General features: G+C 59.8%; 13 protein-coding genes. 10 read left to right on the top strand and 3 right to left on the bottom strand.

The window, feature by feature from the left end; genetic code table 11:
- Positions 1–9 precede the first annotated feature (9 nt).
- Complete coding sequence (locus tag IH404_RS13115) at positions 10–1,287, bottom strand: serine/threonine transporter (RefSeq protein WP_005787881.1); 1,278 nt, start codon at positions 1,285–1,287, stop codon at positions 10–12.
- Positions 1,288–1,840: 553 nt separating this feature from the next.
- Between IH404_RS13115 and IH404_RS13110 the strand changes: the two genes are divergently transcribed.
- The 7 genes from IH404_RS13110 to IH404_RS13080 all read left to right on the top strand — a co-directional run bounded on the left by IH404_RS13110 (position 1,841) and on the right by IH404_RS13080 (position 7,904).
- Positions 1,841–2,341: a DUF4822 domain-containing protein gene (locus IH404_RS13110; RefSeq protein WP_005787879.1), complete on the top strand. Its 501-nt coding sequence runs from the start codon at positions 1,841–1,843 to the stop codon at positions 2,339–2,341.
- A gap of 53 nt (positions 2,342–2,394) precedes the next feature.
- A complete protein-coding gene (locus IH404_RS13105; protein WP_005787877.1) occupies positions 2,395–2,829 on the top strand; it encodes a hypothetical protein in 435 nt (144 codons plus the stop codon).
- A gap of 145 nt (positions 2,830–2,974) precedes the next feature.
- Positions 2,975–3,928: a 2-hydroxyacid dehydrogenase gene (locus IH404_RS13100; RefSeq protein ID WP_005787875.1), complete on the top strand. Its 954-nt coding sequence runs from the start codon at positions 2,975–2,977 to the stop codon at positions 3,926–3,928.
- A gap of 129 nt (positions 3,929–4,057) precedes the next feature.
- The gene (locus IH404_RS13095; protein WP_005787874.1) at positions 4,058–5,125 is read left to right on the top strand and encodes a phosphotransferase family protein; all 1,068 of its coding nucleotides are present in this window, start codon (positions 4,058–4,060) and stop codon (positions 5,123–5,125) included.
- A 21-nt stretch (positions 5,126–5,146) separates the two neighbouring features.
- Positions 5,147–5,914, top strand: a complete 768-nt coding sequence (locus IH404_RS13090; protein WP_005787872.1) for an SDR family oxidoreductase — start codon at positions 5,147–5,149, stop codon at positions 5,912–5,914.
- A gap of 70 nt (positions 5,915–5,984) precedes the next feature.
- Positions 5,985–7,418 (top strand): PLP-dependent aminotransferase family protein, encoded by a 1,434-nt coding sequence (locus tag IH404_RS13085; protein WP_194440577.1) that lies wholly within the window; start codon positions 5,985–5,987, stop codon positions 7,416–7,418.
- Between the two features lie 84 nt (positions 7,419–7,502).
- Entirely contained in the window at positions 7,503–7,904 is a 402-nt protein-coding gene (locus tag IH404_RS13080) for a cupin domain-containing protein (RefSeq protein WP_005787870.1), read from the top strand.
- A gap of 541 nt (positions 7,905–8,445) precedes the next feature.
- Here the strand turns inward: IH404_RS13080 and IH404_RS13075 are convergent.
- A complete protein-coding gene (locus IH404_RS13075) occupies positions 8,446–9,075 on the bottom strand; it encodes a DNA-3-methyladenine glycosylase I (protein WP_005787868.1) in 630 nt (209 codons plus the stop codon).
- 216 nt (positions 9,076–9,291) lie between these two features.
- Here IH404_RS13075 and IH404_RS13070 point away from each other — a divergent pair, with 216 nt between their 5' ends.
- From IH404_RS13070 to IH404_RS13060, 3 genes are all read left to right on the top strand, one after another.
- Positions 9,292–10,617, top strand: a complete 1,326-nt coding sequence (locus tag IH404_RS13070; protein WP_177327440.1) for a C4-dicarboxylate transporter DctA — start codon at positions 9,292–9,294, stop codon at positions 10,615–10,617.
- 158 nt (positions 10,618–10,775) lie between these two features.
- Positions 10,776–11,477 (top strand): FadR/GntR family transcriptional regulator, encoded by a 702-nt coding sequence (locus tag IH404_RS13065; RefSeq protein ID WP_005787865.1) that lies wholly within the window; start codon positions 10,776–10,778, stop codon positions 11,475–11,477.
- 16 nt (positions 11,478–11,493) lie between these two features.
- Complete coding sequence (locus IH404_RS13060) at positions 11,494–12,180, top strand: GntR family transcriptional regulator (RefSeq protein ID WP_194440576.1); 687 nt, start codon at positions 11,494–11,496, stop codon at positions 12,178–12,180.
- A gap of 137 nt (positions 12,181–12,317) precedes the next feature.
- Here IH404_RS13060 and IH404_RS13055 read toward each other — a convergent pair whose 3' ends face one another.
- Positions 12,318–17,186, bottom strand: a complete 4,869-nt coding sequence (locus IH404_RS13055) for an NAD-glutamate dehydrogenase (RefSeq protein WP_005787863.1) — start codon at positions 17,184–17,186, stop codon at positions 12,318–12,320.
- Positions 17,187–17,549: the final 363 nt, after the last annotated feature.

Here is a 17,549-nt window from a genome sequence, read left to right as displayed (position 1 = left end):
CATCAGGGCTCAGGCAACCAGCGAATACACCAAGGCCGTAATGGCAACCAAACCAACTGCAGTCACAAACACATTCGACGCCTGCCCACGGTACTTGGCCATGGCCGGCACCTTGCGGATCGCATACATCGGCATCAGGAACAGGATCGACGCAATCACCGGCCCACCCAAGGTCTCGATCATACCGAGGATGCTTGGGTTAAGCGTGGCGACAATCCAGCACACCACCAGCATGAAGGCGGCGGTCATGCGGTCCAGGGTCTTCGGTGCCGGGCGGCGACCGGTCTTGACCACGAGCCCCTTGAGACCCTCGCTGGCGCCGATGTAGTGGCCCAGGAACGACTTGGCAATCGCCACGAACGCAATCAACGGTGCCGCAAAGGCGATGGTCGGGTTGTCGAAGTGGTTGGCCAGGTACGACAGGATCGACAGGTTCTGCGCTTTCGCCTCGGCCAGTTGTGCGGGCGACAGGGTCAGCACGCAACTGAACACGAAGAACAGCACCATCGCCACCATCAGCAAGTGAGCGCGGGACAGGATCTGCGAACTGCGCTCCTCGGCGTGTGCGCCGTACTGGCGTTTCTGGTCAACCGCGAAAGCCGAGATGATCGGCGAATGGTTGAACGAGAACACCATCACCGGAATCGCCAGCCACAGCGTATTGAGCAGCGCCGACGGTGCTGGCACCTCGCTGGCAGTGCTGAGAATACCGCCATTCCAGTGCGGCACCAGGTACACGGCCAGGAACAGCAAGGCGACGATAAACGGATACACCATCAGGCTCATGGCCTTGACGATCACTTGCTCGCCGCAGCGCACCACGGCCAGCAGGCCGAGGATCAGCACAAACGCCAGGATCGCACGAGGCGGCGGCATGATGTGCAGTTGGTGTTCCATGAAGCTGCTCACGGTATTGGTCAGTGCCACGCTGTAGATCAGCAGGATCGGGAAGATCGCGAAGAAATACAGCAAGGTGATCAACGCACCCGCCTTGATGCCGAAATGTTCCTCGACCACATCAGTGATGTCGGAGCCTTCACGGCCAGACAGCACGAAACGGGTCAGCCCACGGTGGGCAAAGAACGTCATCGGGAACGCCAGTAACGCCAGGATCACCAGCGGCCAGAAGCCCCCCAGGCCCGCGTTGATTGGCAGAAACAAAGTACCGGCGCCAATGGCGGTACCGAATAGCCCGAGCATCCAGGTGGTGTCCTGGCGGCTCCAGCTTGTGAGGGTTGCAGGTGTCGTTGCATAGCGTTCGTCGACGCTATTGGCCTGATCATTCATCCGGTCGGATCTCCGCATTCACACGGCCAGCACGAGTCAGAAAAACCTGACAGGCAGCGCCCTGGCCGTAACAAGGGCCGGATTGTCCGGGATTCTCTTGAATAAGCAAAGACTTAGCTGAGGAACGGCAATGCAGTGCAAAGGCTGGAAGGCAGCCCATGGGCGGCTCAGTTGATTCGACGCCAGATGTCCACCGCCTTTACCCACCTCACGAACGCCCCTGCCAGCGGGGCATTGGGAGGGGCGATCACACAAGGCCGGCGAAGCTTTGTTTAAATAAACGCCGTCACTCAAAGTTCGCCAGTGGGGAGCCGCTGACAGAAACCCAATATCAATTAAAGTTAAACACCCTCACATATAAGAAAGTTCTTACATACAGTTAACCAACGCCTCTCGATTGAAACTCTAATGATTACGGCATTTGTTGCAAGGGTTTTCCCAGGCATTGAGACCCCCTTCTATCACGTCTATATTCCAGTCCAGTTCAAAAAAAACAAAGGTATCTAAACCCACCACAGCAGAATTAAAAACCTCACTCTTCAGGAGCGACTTGATGAACAAACACAACCTTATTTTCTCCCTGATACTTGCCACCGGAATACTCAGCCCATTGGCCAGTCAAGCACAACCGGCAGTAGAAAACTCAGACGCAAGTGCCCTGGGTACATCCCCCCGCTGGCTGACGACAAAAGTTTATATAGAAGGCGCCCCGGAGATCGACGTAAAGGACAAGTACCCAGGTGTCGTTGGAATATCAGTGTGGGACCCTGAACGGAATCGCTACGAATTTTTCTACACCGATACCGGGCTATCAAAATATGACAACGGCGGCGGCGGTTACTTCATGGTAACGGGTGACAAGAAAAACCATATCCTGATACCGGATAAAGGTGCAACGAGAACCATCGTCAGAAAACTTGAGACGTTGAACAATCAGGAATTCACTTATTCTCGTGAAGTGCCGCGCGACATGATCGACGCCAACCCTCTTGTTCGAATACATGTGGTTCATGCGCCCTATACCGGATCAGTCAAAACCACCCCCACCCACTAACCCTCAATACTCATCCCACGAGTAGCGACAATACTCATAAAAGGCCTCAGTCAATGAAAACACTATTAAAGCCTTTATTGGCGTCTGTTTTATTGCTCTCTACCCTTGTTTCAGGCGGCCTTCATGCGCAGGTTTCCACGCCAGGAAAACCTGTCGCCATCAGCGCTGACAATGCAGTCATGTTGACCGTCTTCCTCAAACATGACCAATCTCGCAACTTGAACGAAATAAGAACAAAACTCACCGAACAGGAACTCTTTAAAGTATTCCCTCCTGAAGGGGTAGAGATTGTCAGTTGGAACATCGCCATGGGGATCGGTCACGTCATCGTTCTACGCTTCCCCGCCTCGCGCCTGCGGGAAGTCAATCTCGCCATCGAACGCTCTGCATGGGGGCCCTTCAGGACGGAGTTCTTTCCTACCTACGATTACATGGACATCGTAGCTGCCGAACAGAGCAAGGTACGCAAGCCCGTAGCCGCTAAATAATTCGCACGCGTGCAAACAGCGTCTCCCGCTCGCCGAGACGCTGGCACTTTTCGCAAAATCAGGGGCGCTTTCTCAGCGCCCTCAGCATTTCGCGCAACAAAAATGCAGCATACTCCGAGCATCGAACTCACCGGAGAGCTGCCCCATGCCCACCACCGTTCTAGTCCTGGTTGAAACCATCAACGAATACCTGCAAATCATCGAGAGCAATGACTTTCATGTGATTCTGGCGCCGACGCCCGCCGAACGCGCTCAGGCGATCAAGTTGCACGGTGGGCAGATCAAGGCCGTGCTGACCCGTGGTCCGCTGGGGTTGTACGCTGATGAAATCGCGGCACTGCCGTTGCTGGAAATCATCTGCGTGATCGGTGCCGGCTACGAACATGTGGACCTGCAGGCCGCGAGCAATCGTGGGATCGTGGTGACGAACGGCGCCGGGGTGAATGCGCCGTCGGTGGCCGACCATGCCATGGCGTTGCTGCTGTCGCTGGTGCGTGGCATTCCCCAGACGGATGCGGCAGTGCGGCGCGGCGAATGGCCGAAAGTGATGCGCCCTTCCCTGAGCGGTAAACACCTGGGGATTCTCGGGCTGGGCGCGGTGGGTATGGAGATCGCCCGGCGCGCCGCCCTGGGGTTCGGCATGGAGGTCAGTTATCACAACCGCCAACCCCGCGATGACGTAGATTACACCTACTGTGCGACGGCCGTGGAGCTGGCGCGCACCTCGGACTTCCTGGTGCTGGCCACGCCCGGCGGTGCCAGCACCCGTCACCTGATCGACCGCCATGCCCTGGACGCCTTGGGGCCACACGGTTTTCTGGTCAACATCGGCCGCGGCAGCGTGGTAGTGACCGCCGACCTGGTCGCCGCGCTGGAGCAGCGCCGCATCGGCGGTGCCGCACTGGACGTGTTTGACGATGAGCCCGCGGTGCCCGATGCCCTCAAGCGCCTGAGCAATACCGTGCTGACCTCCCACGTGGCCGGTCTGTCCCCGGAAGCGGCCCATGACACGGTGCAGCGCGTCGCTGATAACCTGGTGGAATACTTTGCCGGCCGCCCCGTGCTTACACCGGTAGCCTTGCCAGCGCCCGCAAAATGACCGATCAGGCACGCTGATCACCGTTCAACACGCTAACCTATTAAGCCGCCCCGACCTTGTCGCTGGGCGGCGGTGCGCATTAGATTAGGAAATAGTCCACGGCCTTTAGAATAAGCAGAAGGGATAAGCATGGCGCTGAACGACCAATCGACCCAGATTCGCCCCGGCGAAGAACTTGATGCCAGCCTGATCGATCCCTACCTCAAGGCCCACATTCCGGGCTTGAACGGCACGCCTGCGATCAGTCAGTTTCCCGGCGGGGCATCGAACCTGACCTACCTGCTGGAATACCCAGGCCAGGAATTCGTGCTGCGTCGCCCGCCGTTTGGCCACAAGGCCAAGTCCGCCCACGACATGGGCCGCGAATACCGCATTCTCAACCAGCTCAAAGATGGTTTTCCGTATTGCCCCAAGGCATACGTGCACTGCACCGATGAATCAGTGATCGGTGCCGAGTTCTATGTGATGGAACGGGTCAACGGCATTATCCTGCGCTCTGACCTGCCGCCCGAACTGGGCCTGGATGCGGCCAAGACTCAAGCGCTGTGCAAAAGCTTTATCGACAAGTTCGTCGAACTGCATCAAGTCGACTACAGCGCCTGCGGCCTGGCCGACCTGGGCAAGCCTGAAGGCTACGTGGCGCGGCAGATTCGTGGCTGGAGCGAGCGCTACGAAAAAGCCCTGACCCCTGATGCGCCAAAATGGGAAGCGGTGCGCGCCTGGCTCAACGACAAAATGCCAGCCGACTCGCCCACATCCAGCATCGTGCATAACGACTACCGCTTCGATAACGTGATCCTCGACCCGCATAACCCGATGCAAATCATCGGTGTGCTGGATTGGGAACTGACCACCCTGGGCGACCCGCTGATGGACCTGGGCAACACCCTCGCGTACTGGATCGAAGCCGCAGACCCGGCGCCGGTGCAACTGATGCGGCGCCAGCCGAGCAACGCTCCGGGGATGCTCACCCGCCGTCAGTTTGTCGACTACTACGCCGAGCGCTCGGGGCTTGCGATCGACAATTTCGATTTCTATTACACCTACGGGCTGTTCCGGCTGGCCGGCATCGTGCAGCAGATCTACTACCGTTTTTTCCACGGCCAGACCCAGGACAAACGCTTTGCGCAGTTCATCCACATGAACAAGCTGCTGGAGCAAATGAGCCTGAATGTCATTGGCAAATCAGCGCTCTGATCGCAACCACAAGGAACCTTTATGTCCAAGACCAACCTGTTTGACCTTGACGGCAAGATTGCCTTCGTTTCCGGCGCCAGCCGTGGTATCGGCGAGGCCATTGCCAAGCTGCTGGCCCAGCAAGGCGCCCACGTGATCGTCTCCAGCCGCAAGCTGGAAGGTTGCCAGCACGTCGCCGACGCGATCATTGCCGACGGCGGCAAGGCCACGGCGATTGCCTGCCATATCGGTGAAATGGAGCAGATTACCCAGGTGTTCGCCGGCATCCGCGAACAGTTCGGCCGCCTGGATATTCTGGTCAACAACGCCGCCACCAACCCGCAGTTCTGCAACGTGCTGGATACCGACCTTGGCGCATTCCAGAAGACCGTCGACGTAAATATCCGCGGTTACTTCTTCATGTCGGTGGAAGCCGGCAAGCTGATGCGCGAGAACGGCGGCGGCAGCATCATCAACGTGGCGTCGATCAACGGCATTTCGCCGGGCGTGTTCCAGGGCATCTACTCGGTCACCAAGGCTGCCGTGATCAACATGACCAAGGTGTTCGCCAAGGAATGCGCAGCGTTCGGCATCCGTTGCAACGCACTGCTGCCGGGCCTGACCGATACCAAGTTCGCCTCGGCGCTGGTCAAGAACGACTCGATCCTGAAAGTGGCCCTGGCGCAGATCCCCCTCAAGCGCGTGGCCGAACCCAGCGAAATGGCCGGCGCGGTGTTGTATCTGGCCAGCGATGCGTCAAGCTACACCACCGGTGTGTCGTTGAATGTAGACGGCGGTTTCCTGTCCTGACACTGCCTGGTTTCTTCAGATCGATTTGCGCGTAACCTTGGCGCGGATCGATCTGTCTCCAGGATGAAACATGGAACTGCACCTCGTCATCAAGGGCCGCAAGGACCTGGCTGCCCAGCTTTATCAGCAACTGCGCGAAGCTATCGCCACCGGGCGACTGTCGGCGGGAGCGCAACTGCCACCGAGCCGACTGCTCGCCGAACAACTGGGCGTATCACGCAAGACAGTGTCGGATACCTACACCACCCTCACGTACGAAGGCCTGCTGATCGGCAAGATCGGCCGCGGCACTTTCGTCAATGCGTGGGCGCCCCAACCCGATCGTGTACAAACCGCCACCGACCTGGCCTGCGCCGCCAACCTGGGCAAGTGGGCAGCACTGCCCTCGCCCATGGGCCACCCTTCCCGTGAGGGTATCCTGCGCTACGAATTTATCGGCGGCGCGACTGCACGCAACCAATTCCCCCAGGACGAATGGCGACGCTGCACCCAGGATGCGCTGCGTCGTATCGCCCAGAACAGTGGTTTCTACAGCCAACCGGAAGGGTTACCGGCATTGCGCGAGGCCATCGCCGGGCATATCGCGTTTTCCCGAGGGGTCAAATGCCGCGCCAGCGATATCGTGGTCACCAATGGCGCGCAGCAGGCGCTGGACCTGATTGCCCGCGTGGTGCTGGAACCCGGCAGCATGGTCGCGATGGAAGACCCAGGCTATAGCCCCGCACGCCAAATGTTCGTAGCGATGGGCGCCAGCGTTGCCAGCGTGGCCGTTGATGAACAGGGCATCCAGGTCGATCAGATCCCCGATGGCACCCGTCTGATCTACGTAACCCCGTCCCACCAGTTTCCACTCGGCATGCCGATGAGTCAGAAGCGCCGCCAGGCGCTGCTGGACCGCGCAATCGAGCTGGGAGCGATCATCATCGAAGACGACTACGACAGCGAATTTCGCTACGAAGGGCGCCCCACCGACTCCCTGCAAAGCCTGGACACCCGAGGCGTGGTCACCTACGTCGGGACCTTTTCCAAAACCCTGTTGCCCGAGTTGCGCCTGGGCTACGCGGTGCTGCCGCCAGCGATCTATGGCGCGGTGCTCAAGGCCAAGCAGTTGACCGACCAGCACAGCTCTACCCTGCCGCAGTGGGCATTGGCCAAGTTCATCAGCGAAGGCTACCTGCTCAAGCATATTCGCCGTTGCCACAGCATCTATGCGGGGCGTCGCGAACGAATACTGCAGCGTCTAGCGGGCGATCTGTCACCGTGGTTCGAGGCGGTTCCGACGGTGGCGGGCTTTCACCTGGCGGCATTGTGCAAGGTGGCGTTGAATATCCCCTTGCTGATAGAACAGGCGCGTCAGGTCGAGGTGGGGTTGTACCCTCTGGACGTATTCTTCCACGACGTGCCATTACGCTCGGGGCTGATTTTCGGCTTCGGCGCCATCGAGACCCTGGACATCGACCCGGCGCTGGACAAGGTGCGCGATATTCTCCGGCAGATTGGCTAAGGGGTTTTCCGGCGTATTGGTCATTGGTGGCGTACAGGCTACGGCGTAGGGTGAAGAGGTCTCGAACTACGCGGAATCCTGATCATGAAACGATTGCTCGCCACCACGCTGATGCTCACCTCCCTCAGCGCATTTGCCCACGACCCGGTATACAACCAGGAAACGCTCAAGGTGCTGCAGGAGCACGCCTTGACCAACGTGCCCGGCAAGAAAACCATCATGCTCACCGTGGACTATGCCCCCGGCCAGGCCACCGTGCCCCATAGCCACACCGGCACTGCGGTGGCTTATGTGCTGCAAGGCGCGATCACCTCGCGGGTCAACGATGAAAAGGCGATCACCTACAAGGCCGGGGAATCGTTCTATGAACCGGCAGGCTCACGACACTTTGAATCAAGCAATGCCAGCCAGACCCAACCGGCCAGGCTGCTGGTGGTGATGGTGCTGGATGACAAGGCTGAGGTACTCACCCCGCTTCCCAAATAATCAGCAACACCCCAAAACCCATGTGGGAGTTGGCTTGCCTGCGATAGCCATAGGTATCTACACAACTCTGTAGCGCTCAACGGTAACCACGATGCGAAGCGAGCCGCTCTTGATCTTGATCTGCTTTTGATCCTAGGCGCCCCGTTAAACCACGCTGGCCGGAATTCGACAGGGATTTGGGGGGTAAACCGGCAGGGATGCCGGTTTAGCCGCCCCGCGCCATGGAAGGCGCGTGGCGGCGGCCCCCCAAATCCATGGCGGATTACGGGCACACCGAGCCTAGGCGAGGTGCCGAGTGGTGGGGCAAGAGCGTTTTGGTTACTTTTGCGCTTTTCAAAAGTGACCCGCTGTCAGAGCGGAACCCTAAGTGGCCGTTACCGCAGGAATGGATATGTACTCGGTATAGCGGTGTCGCCTGTCAGGCCACCTTCGCGAGCAAGCCCGCTCCCACAGTTTGATTGCGGGGTGTCAGGTAGATTGGCGTCGCCTGTCAGGCCGCTATCGCAGGCAAGGCAGCTCCCACAGTTTTAACCGTGTCTGGTCAGGGACGTTTGAATAGGTCGCGCTGGTGTTCAATGCGCAGCCGGCATTCGCAACCCTCCAGATGATCATTGACCATCCCCATCGCCTGCATCAACGCATACATCGTGGTCGGGCCGACGAAGGTCCAGCCGCGTTTCTTCAGGGCCTTGGACAAGCGCATCGAAGCCGCTGAGGTCGGATTGGCCGTCCAGTAAGCCATGTCCACCACTGCCGGGCGTTCGGCTTCGCCGGGTTCGAATGTCCATAACCAGCGTGCCAGCGAGCCGGTTTCTTCCACCAGCTCACAGGCCCGGCGCGCATTGTTGATGGTGGAGACGATCTTGGCGCGGTTACGCACGATCCCCGGATCCGTCATCAAGCGCTCGATATCCGCCTGGTCATATTGCGCGACCTGGCGAAAATCAAATCCGTGGAACGCCTGCCGAAAATATTCACGCTTGCGCAAGATCGTGATCCACGCCATCCCCGCCTGAAAGCCCTCCAGGCAGATTTTCTCGTACAACTGGATGTCATCCGCCACCGGCACGCCCCATTCGTGGTCGTGGTAATGGAGGTATTCCGGGGCGGCGTTGCGCCAGCTGCAATGGGTACGTCCTGCGGGGTCGGTTGTCAGCCCTGGTTGATCCATCCATCACCTCGTGTGCCGTGGGCCGATGATACGCAAAAAACTTTAAAGCCCGTCAACCGCTCAAGCACCGTACTTACCGACCAACTGGTCAGACCGGGACCTGTCAACCGCTGAATATTTACTTGTTGTTTGAAAAAAACCGAGCGTAGACTGGCCGCGCACTGGACTTACCGGTAAGACCACAACAATTAAGCCCTGGAACCACCAGGGCACCGAATAGAGATCCCTCCCATGCTCAGATGGTGCTCGCGTTCGATTTTCCTGCAAGTCGTGATTGGCCTGATGCTCGGCATCGCCTGCGGCCTGGCCCTTCCCGAATTTTCCTCACAACTCAAACCCCTGGGCGACGGCTTTATCAAGCTGATCAAAATGCTGATCGGCCTGATCGTGTTCTGTGTCGTGGTCAGCGGTATTTCCGGCGCCGGCGATTTGAAGAAGGTCGGGCGTATCGGGCTCAAGTCGGTGATCTACTTTGAAGTGCTGACCACCGTCGCCCTGGTGCTTGGCCTGATCATGGCCTTCAGCACCGGCATCGGCAGCGGCGCCAATATTCACCTTGAGCAACTCTCTTCCGCCGGCTTGAATGAGCTGGCCGACAAGGGCCAGCACATCAAGGGCACCAGCCAGTTCCTGATGGACCTGATTCCCAACTCGGTGATCGGTGCGTTTGCCGATAACAACGTGTTGCAAGTGCTGCTGTTCTCGGTGCTGTTCGGCAGTGCGCTGAACCTGGTGGGCGAAGCGGCCAGCGGTATCTCGCGGCTGATCAATGAGCTTAGCCATGTGATCTTCCGCATCATGGGCATGATCGTGCGCCTGGCGCCGATTGGCGTATTCGGTGCCATCGCGTTCACCACCAGCACCTACGGCCTGGACTCGCTGCAACACCTGGGCAGCCTGGTTGGGCTGTTCTACCTGACGTGCTTTGCCTTTGTCGCGCTGATCCTCGGGCTGGTAATGCGCTTGTCCGGCCTGCGGATGCTGCCGCTGCTCAAGTACCTGCGCGAAGAGCTGCTGATCGTGATGGGCACCGCTTCGTCCGACGCTGTGCTGCCGCAGATCATGCGCAAGCTGGAACATTTGGGCATTGGCAGTTCCACCGTGGGTTTGGTAATTCCCACCGGGTACTCGTTCAACCTCGACGGTTTTTCGATCTACCTGACCCTGGCCATCGTGTTTATCGCCAACGCCACCGGTACACCGTTGTCGATGACCGACTTGCTGACCATCCTCCTGGTATCGTTGATCACCTCCAAAGGCGCCCACGGCATTCCGGGCTCGGCACTGGTGATTCTAGCGGCGACACTCACGGCGATCCCGGCAATTCCGGTGGTGGGCCTGGTGTTGGTGCTGGCGGTGGACTGGTTCATGGGTATCGGTCGTGCGCTGACCAACCTGATCGGCAACTGCGTGGCTACCGTGGCGATTGCTCGCTGGGAAAAAGATATCGATATCCAGCGTGCCAACAAGGTGCTCGACGGTCAGCAGGGTTATGCCTTTCAGGCCAAGAAGCCGGTGCTGCCGGCGCATCAGGAGTTCTAGGACAACGCCCATCCAATGTGGGAGCTGGCTTGCCTGCGATAGCGGTGAGTCAGCGTCAAATGTAGTGCCTGACACTCAGTCATCGCAGGCAAGCCAGCTCCCACATTGGCCCTTTGCCAGACTGAATACTGTATGAGCAACATCAAGGAGCCTTCGACGTGATCAGCACTTCAACCGTCGTCAATTCAGTGGTAGAAAAACTGCGCGCCGCCCTGGCGCGAGGCCAGTGGCGCCGCGGTGAAATGCTGCCCGGTCAACGCGAACTGGCCGAACAGCTGGGCATCAGCCGCCCGAGCCTGCGTGAAGCGGTGATCGTGCTGGAGACCTTGGGCCTGGTGCGTTCCATGCCGGGCAAAGGTGTGGTGGTACTGGAAACCAGCGTCAGCGAGCCGCAGTCGAACGACGCGGTGGCCGACGCCAGCCTGGAAGACATCCTGCAACTGCGCTATACCCTCGAACCCTTCATCGTCGGCCTGGTCGCCCAATCCATCAGCAGCAAGGAAATCGGCCAACTGCGCCTGACGCTGATGGACATGCGCGAAGCCCTGGATGCCGGCGACGCCGAGGCGGGCATGAACGCCTACATCGACTTTCACGAAGAACTGTTTGCCCTGACCTCCAACCCGATTTTCCAGAACGTGGTGCAGCAAACCAGCACCGCGCTCAAACAAAGCGCCCAGGTATTGCGCAACTCCCCTGAACACCTGGCCGAACGCCTGCAAGAGAACGAAGCCGTGGTACGCGCCATCCGCAACAAGAACAGCGCCCTGGCCAGTGCGGAAATGCGTCGGCACATCCTTCAGGAAGGCTTGCGCATGGGCATTCGCTTGAATATCCCGGATGACCATCTGGGCAGCTGATTTTCGGAGACCGGCCATGAACGCTCACGCCCTGCAACGCGATTCCACTCTCACCTCCCTACGCTGGGCGCCCGAAAAAAAGCCCTCGGTGGACGATATCTACCCACGCTTGTTCGACGCCATCCTTGAGCAGCGCATTGCCCCCGCCAGCCGCTTCACCGAAGAAGGCCTGGGCGAACTCTTTGGCGTGAGCCGCAGCGTGATTCGCCGGGTGCTCGCCAAGCTGTCCCATCAGCAAGTGGTCATCCTGCGCCCCAACCAGCGCGCCCAGGTCGCCGCGCCGGATGCCCAGCACACACGGCAGATTCTGGAAGCACGGCGCCTGACCGAAATGACCGTGGTGCAACTGGCCTGCGCCCAGGCCACAGCGATGCAGATCCGCCAACTGCGCGAGCTGATTGCGCAGGAGCGCGACGCCATTGAGCGTGACCAGCGTGGGCCGGCGATCCGGTTTTCTGGAGAGTTTCATCTGCAACTGGCGCACATGGCAGGCAATGCGCCGTTGGCACAGTTTCTCAACAGCCTGGTGCCGTTGACGTCGTTGATCATTGCGCAATTTGAAACGAAGGCCTGCACGTATTGTGCGTGGCAGGAACATGTGGCGATTGTGGATGCCGTGGAACAGCGCGACGCCTACACGGCTGTCGCCCTGATGACCCAGCACCTGAATCACCTGGAAACCCGGCTACTCAAACACCACTGACCTGCGGATAATAAGGAGATCCAAATGTGGGAGGGGGCTTGCTCCCTCCCACACTAGCCCTTCAGTGTTTGATAAATGGTGTTCCAATAAAAAGCCCCCGCATCTCACGATGCGGGGGCTTTTGGTTTACCGAAGCATCAAGCCGGCTGCAACACCGACTGACCACTCAACGCCAGGTCCAGCAACTCACGATTGGCCACCGCGTACATGGCGTAGTCCGTGCCAACCGCAGCACGAATTTCCACCATCATGGCACGCCAGCGATCAGCCATGTCCTGGTGCTGTTCAAGCCACAGGGCCACGCGGGCTTCCATGTCTTGTGGCGCGTCGGCCATTTGCAGTACCGAAATGGTAATCGCCCGTTGCTGCCAGTCCACATCATCGCGGAAGGCTTCGCGGGCCTGGGCCTGCCAGTTGTTGGCCACTGGCAGATCGCTGATCTGCTGCAGGTACCACGGCAGGTCCAGAGCGCTGCCAACGGCGAAGTAGGCTTTGGCCACTTCGGCGGCGTCATGCCCGGTCACGTCGGCGGCTTCGATGATCGGCAGCAAGGTGTACAGGTGGGTAGTGCCTGCAACCATGCGTGCCAACAACTCCGGTACGCCGGCCTGGGTGTAGGCCTGGTAACGGTTCTGCCAGCCTTCACGGGTCGGACCTTCCAGCAGTTCGTCGAGCTTGAGGCCCAATGCCGCCAGGTGCGGACCGAAGTGCGCTGTGTCACGCCCGGCGTCCTGTTCGTTGCGACGGCTGCGCAGGAACCAGCGCGTAGCACGACGGCCCAGGCGCATCAGCTCGTCCATCAGCTCCAGTTGCACGTCGGCCGACACCTGGTGGTCCAGGGCTTCGATCTGACGGAACCAGTGCGGGAGGTGGAAGATATCGCGCACGATCACATAGGCACCGGCGACGTTCGCCGGGCTCATGCCGGTCGACTCTTTGAGTCGCTGCACGAAGGTGATGCCCATGTGGTTGACCAAGTCGTTGGCGATCTGGGTGCTGACGATCTCGCGCTTGAGGCGATGGCGACGCATGGCTTCGGAGAACTTGGCCACCAGGCTCGGTGGGAACGCGGTCTCCATGTCACGGGTCAGGTACTCGTCATCCGGCACCAGGGATTTGAGCAGCGCTTCCTTGAGGTCGATCTTGCTGTACGAAATCAGCACCGACAACTCCGGACGGGTCAAGCCCTTGCCGGTGGACGCGCGCTCGCTGAGCTGCTCTTCGGTCGGCAGGTACTCGATGGCACGGTCCAGCTTGCCACGGCCTTCCAGGTCGCTCATCAGGCGTTTGTACTCGGCGGCGCGCTCGTAAGCCTTGCGTGCGGCCAGGGACAGGGCCTGGGTCTGCTTGTAGTTGTTGCCCAACACCAGGTGGCCGACTTCGTCGGTCATGCTCGCCAGCAACTGGTTGCGTTGCTTGTCGGTCATGTCACCGGCCTGCACCACTTCGTTGAGCAGGATCTTGATGTTCACTTCGTGGTCGGAGCAGTCCACGCCACCGGCGTTGTCGATGAAGTCGGTGTTGGAACCGCCACCATTGAGGCCGAATTCCACACGACCCAGTTGGGTCATGCCCAGGTTACCGCCCTCGCCCACCACCTTGCAGCGCAGCTCGTTGCCGTTGACACGCAGCGCGTCGTTGGCCTTGTCGCCCACGTCGGCATGGCTTTCGGTACTGGCCTTGACGTAGGTACCGATACCGCCGTTCCACAACAGGTCCACCGGCGCCTTGAGCAAGGCGTTGAGCAGTTCGGTCGGGGTCAGCTTGTCGGCCTGGATGTCGAAACGCTCTTTCATCTGTGGCGAGATGGCGATGCTCTTGGCGCTGCGCGAGAAGATACCGCCGCCTTCAGACATGATGCTGGTGTCGTAGTCGGTCCAGGACGAACGCGGCAGCTCGAACATGCGCTGGCGCTCGACGAAGCTGGTGGCCGGGTTCGGGTTCGGGTCGATGAAGATGTGCAGGTGGTTGAAGGCCGCCACCAGTTGCAGCTTGTCGGACATCAGCAAGCCGTTACCGAACACGTCACCGGCCATATCGCCGACGCCCACTACGGTGATGCTGTCTTCCTGCACGTTGATGCCGCGCTCGCGGAAGTGACGCTGCACACCCACCCACGCGCCCTTGGCGGTGATGCCCATTTTCTTGTGGTCGTAACCGGCAGAACCGCCGGAAGCGAACGCGTCACCCAGCCAGAAGCCGTAGTCGATAGCGATGCCGTTGGCGATGTCGGAGAAGGTCGCAGTGCCCTTGTCCGCCGCCACCACCAGGTAGGGGTCATCGTCGTCATGACGCACGACGTTGGCCGGTGGCACCAGGGCGCCGTCCTTGAGGTTGTCGGTAATGTCCAACAGGCCGGAAATGAAGATGCGGTAGCAGGCGATGCCCTCGGCCGCGATCTCGTCCCGGCTGCCGCCCAATGGCAGGCGACGCGGCAGGAAGCCGCCCTTGGCGCCCACCGGCACGATCACCGAGTTTTTCACTTGCTGGGCTTTTACCAGGCCGAGCACTTCGGTACGGAAATCTTCTTCACGGTCGGACCAGCGCAGGCCGCCGCGAGCGACGTTTCCGAAGCGCAGATGCACACCTTCAACCCGTGGCGAGTACACGAAGATTTCAAACTTCGGCACCGGCTTGGGCAGCTCAGGGATCGCGTGCGGGTTGAACTTGAAGCTGAAGTACGACTTGTTCTGGCCGTTGGCGTCAGTCTGGTAGAAGTTGGTACGCAGGGTCGCCTTGATCAGGTCCAGGTAGCGACGCAGGATACGGTCTTCGTTGAGCACCTGAACATCGTCCAGGGCGGTGAGGATCGCTTGTTCCAGGCGTTGCTGCTTGTCTTCCAGGTCGTCGGCGGTGAGCTTGCGCGCCAGGTAGAAGCGGGTCTTGAACAACCGGGTCAACTCGCGGGCGATGTCGGTGTGGTTGTTCAGGGTACTGGCGATGTAACCCAGGTCGAAGCCCAGGCGGATCTGCTTGAGGTAACGGGCGTAGGCACGCAGCAGCGCAACGTCACGCCATGGCAGGCCGGCGGTCAATACCAGGCGATTGAATGCATCGTTCTCGGCGTCGCCATGCACGATGTGCACGAAGGCGTCCTGCAGGGTGTCGTTGAGCTGCTGGATATCCAGGTTCACGCCTTCGGCGGCGATGAACGCAAAGTCATGGATCCAGAACTCACGGCCATTGGCATGGCGCAGGCGATACGGAAACTCGCCCAGCACGCGCAGGCCGAGGTTTTCCAGGATCGGCAGCACGTCGGACAGCGCCAGCGGGGTGTCAGCGTGATAGAGCTTGCAATGCAGTTCGCGCTGACCGGAGACCTGGCCCAGCGGCTGATAGAAGCTCATCACCAGCGGGTTGGCTTCGGTGAGGCTGTTCAGATGCTGCATGTCGACCACGGCCGAATGCGCGGCGAAACGCTCGCGGTAGCCGGCCGGGAAGCCTTTGGGGAAGTCCGCCAGCACGTTGGTGCCGTGGGCTTCGCCGAAGCTCTCCACGACCAGACTGGCGTAGTCGTCCTGCCAGCTGCGGCAGGCTTGCACCACTTCTTTTTCCAGTTGCAGCGGGTCGATGTCCAGGCGGTTCTTCGGGTCGACCCGCAGAATCAGTTGCACACGGGCCAGCACGGACTCGGAGAAGAAGGTCCAGAACTCGCAGTCCGAAGCCTTGAGGCGATCCATCAGCACTTGCTGGATCTTCTGGCGCACTTCGGTGGAGTAGATGTCGCGCGGCACGTAGGCCAGGCAGTAGCAGAAACGACCGTACGGATCTTTGCGCAGGAACACGCGGATCTTGTTGCGTTCCTGGATCTGCACGATCGACATCACGGTGCTGAACAGCTCGTCGACCGGGGTCTGGAACAGGTCGTCACGGGGCAGCACTTCAACCACCTGGGCCAGTTCCTTGCCCAGATGCGCCTTGGCCTGGAAGCCCGAGCGACGCTCGATTTCCGCTACCTTGCGGCGAATGTACGGGATCACTCGCACGCTTTCGCCGTACACCGAGGAGGTGTAGAGGCCCATGAAGCGGTGTTCCTTGATGACCTTGCCGTCGGCACTGATCTCGCGGATCGACACGTAGTCCGGATACGCCGGGCGGTGCACGCGGCTTGGGTGTGCAGCCTTGGCGAACGACAGCACCGTCGGTTCACGCAGGTAGGCCACGGCGTAGTCTTCGATGCGCAGGTCTTCGGCGGTGAGGCCGGCGCGCAGCAGCTTGGTCAGACCGAGGAAGGAGCTGGCGTCATATTCGATATGACCGCCGTCCGCCTCGTCACGTACCACGAACTCTTCATAACCCAGGAAGGTGAAGTGGTTGCCCACCAGCCATTCCAGGAAGTTCTTGATCTCGGCTTTTTCTTCACCGTCGATCGTGAACGCGCTGGCGTCGATACCGGCCAGCAGGTCCTGGACCTTGGCTTTCATCGGTTCGAAATCGGCCACGGCCACGCGCACTTCGCCCAGCACCTGCTCCAGCTCTTTGCTCAGCACGTTCAGCTCGGCGGCGTTGGCGCAGCGGTCGATCTCCAGGTACATCAGCGATTCTTGCAGGATGCCTTCGCCCTGGGTGCCCTTGGGCAGGATTTCCAGCAACTCGCCCTTGCTGCCACGGCGCACGCTGAGCACGGTGGTTTGCAGGGTGTGGATGCTGTAGCCACGGCGGTTCAGCTCGGTACGGACCGAGTCCACCAGAAATGGCAGGTCATGGTGCAGCACTTCGACCGCGGTGTGGGTCGATTGCCAGCCATGACGTTCGTAATCGGGGTTGTAGACCCGCACTTGCGGTTGGGTGTGATCGAAGCGCTCAAGCAGGCGCCAGGCAGACAGGGTGCAACCGGCCAGGTCGGAAAGGCGACGCTGGGTCAGTTCGTCCAGGGAAATGATGCCGAAGAATTGCTCAGCAAACAGCGCCACTTGTGGCAGTGCCTGTTCACTGATGTGCTGCGCCAGTGCCGCTTGCAGTTGATGCTGGAAGTCGGCCTTGCTGGCTGCGGTGAAGAACGCCATCTGTGGTACTCCGCTTGGGCTTGTTATTGATGGAAGCGTCGCGTGTTATCCCCTTGCGGGGAGACCGTCAGCTCTGTTCGTGGGTCACGATAAACGAATCAGGCCGACAGGTGGGTGAAGCTGGACAGGACAGTCAGGTCACATACAACTTCCACAAGATGCACACCTTGCCGGGTGACGGTACGACGGGCAGGTCAGGCGCCGGGCGCGGGGCACATCCGTTGCGCAGCTTAACGAGTGTAGGAAGACCGCTGCTTGCGACGCTGCGACATATTCGGTCATCGGTAAGCAGGCAATAGGTTGCAACTTGGGCAACCGCGTTTTTCCGGGCAAAAAACCTGCGCTTTTCAGCCCTCTGAGTAC

Source organism: Pseudomonas sp. OST1909 (assembly GCF_015277575.1).
GTDB lineage: Bacteria > Pseudomonadota > Gammaproteobacteria > Pseudomonadales > Pseudomonadaceae > Aquipseudomonas > Aquipseudomonas synxantha_A.
The sequence above is the reverse complement of the archived record's forward strand: the minus strand, read 5'-3'. Positions and strand labels throughout refer to the sequence as shown.